This window comes from Streptomyces sp. NPDC002785, from assembly GCF_040295565.1.
GTDB lineage: Bacteria > Actinomycetota > Actinomycetes > Streptomycetales > Streptomycetaceae > Streptomyces.
Genome location: NZ_JBEOVN010000401.1, coordinates 1 through 2,065, shown reverse-complemented (window position 1 = coordinate 2,065; position 2,065 = coordinate 1). Strand labels below are relative to the sequence as shown.

Below are 2,065 nucleotides of genomic sequence, written 5' to 3'. Positions count from 1 at the left end.
CTCGGGGGGCGGGTCTCGGACCCGCCCCCCGAGGCGTTTCCCCCGCTTCACCGCTGGAAGAGGCGGCGTCGTACGTGTGTACAAGTCGTCCACCCCCGTGTGGGTGATCCTTCCATCGGGGCGCAGTATGCGTCCTGACGCATGACTACACTTCTCCACACATACACGCGTCAGGCCCACAATGTCGTGCGTCTTCCACGCGGCAAGCCCCTCCACCGCCTGCGGCCGTCGGGACGGCCGTCCGCACTGGACTTGTGAGGACTCACGTGAGCTCGAAACCTGTCGTACTCATCGCTGAAGAGCTGTCGCCTGCCACGGTTGACGCCCTGGGTCCGGATTTCGAAATCCGGCACTGCAACGGCGCGGACCGCGCCGAGCTCCTCCCCGCGATCGCCGATGTCGACGCCATCCTGGTGCGCTCCGCCACCAAGGTCGACGCCGAGGCCGTCGCCGCCGCGAAAAAGCTGAAGGTCGTCGCCCGCGCGGGCGTCGGTCTGGACAACGTCGACGTCTCCGCCGCCACCAAGGCCGGCGTGATGGTCGTCAACGCACCGACCTCCAACATCGTGACCGCCGCCGAGCTGGCCTGCGGTCTGCTGGTCGCCACCGCGCGCAACATCCCGCAGGCCAACACCGCTCTCAAGAACGGCGAGTGGAAGCGCTCCAAGTACACCGGCGTCGAGCTGAGCGAGAAGATCCTGGGCGTCGTCGGCCTCGGCCGCATCGGTGTCCTGGTTGCTCAGCGCATGTCGGCCTTCGGCATGAAGATCGTCGCGTACGACCCCTATGTGCAGCCCGCGCGTGCCGCCCAGATGGGCGTCAAGCTCCTGACGCTGGACGAGCTGCTCGAGGTCGCCGACTTCATCACCGTGCACCTGCCCAAGACCCCCGAGACGCTCGGCCTGATCGGCCACGATGCGCTGCACAAGGTGAAGCCCTCGGTACGTATCGTCAACGCCGCGCGCGGTGGCATCGTCGACGAGGAGGCGCTCGCCTCCGCCCTCAAGGAGGGCCGGGTCGCCGGCGCCGGTCTCGACGTGTACACGAAGGAGCCCTGCACGGACTCCCCGCTGTTCGAGTTCGACCAGGTCGTCTGCACCCCGCACCTCGGCGCCTCCACCGACGAGGCCCAGGAGAAGGCGGGCATCGCGGTCGCCAAGTCCGTGCGCCTCGCCCTCGCCGGTGAGCTCGTGCCGGACGCGGTCAACGTCCAGGGCGGCGTGATCGCCGAGGACGTACGCCCGGGCCTGCCGCTCGCCGAGAAGCTCGGCCGGATCTTCACCGCGCTCGCGGGCGAGGTCGCGGTCCGCCTCGACGTCGAGGTGTACGGCGAGATCACTCAGCACGACGTCAAGGTGCTCGAACTCTCCGCGCTCAAGGGCGTCTTCGAGGACGTGGTCGACGAGACCGTGTCCTATGTGAATGCCCCGCTCTTCGCGCAGGAGCGCGGTGTCGAGGTCCGCCTCACCACCGGCTCCGAGTCGCCGGACCACCGCAATGTGGTTACCGTCCGCGGCACGCTCTCGGGCGGCGAGGAGGTCGCGGTCTCCGGCACGCTGGCCGGCCCCAAGCACCTCCAGAAGATCGTCGCCGTCGGCGAGTACGACGTGGATCTGGCGCTGGCCGACCACATGGTGGTGCTGCGTTACGAAGACCGTCCCGGTGTCGTCGGCACGGTCGGCCGGATTCTCGGCGAGGCCGGTCTGAACATCGCGGGCATGCAGGTCTCGCGGACGGACGCGGGCGGCGAGGCACTGGTCGTGCTCACCGTCGACGACGACGTCCCGGCGTCGGTGCTCGCCGAGATCTCCACGGAGATCGGCGCCGCATCGGCCCGTACGGTGAATCTGACCGACTGACCGACTGACCGACTCAGCGCCCTGCGTACCCGGCATCTAGTGCCGTGACCGGCAATGTTTGCCCCGTAAGGAGCGTCGTCCGGTGCGTGCGATCGCAAGGCGGCCGGAAGCCCTTGGGTGGGGCCTCCCCTGCTCGAACGTAGCTGAGAGCTTGGGGAAGGAGCTACCAGGGCTTTTGGCCAACGCGGAAGGGGGTCCCCCCTGGC

General features: G+C 68.7%; 1 protein-coding gene. It reads left to right on the top strand.

What is annotated here, in order from left to right; all coding sequences use genetic code 11:
* The first annotated feature begins 266 nt into the window (after nucleotides 1-266).
* On the top strand, nucleotides 267-1,859 hold the full coding sequence (gene serA / locus ABTZ94_RS37355) for a phosphoglycerate dehydrogenase (protein WP_351207885.1): 1,593 nt from the start codon (nucleotides 267-269) through the stop codon (nucleotides 1,857-1,859).
* Nucleotides 1,860-2,065: the final 206 nt, after the last annotated feature.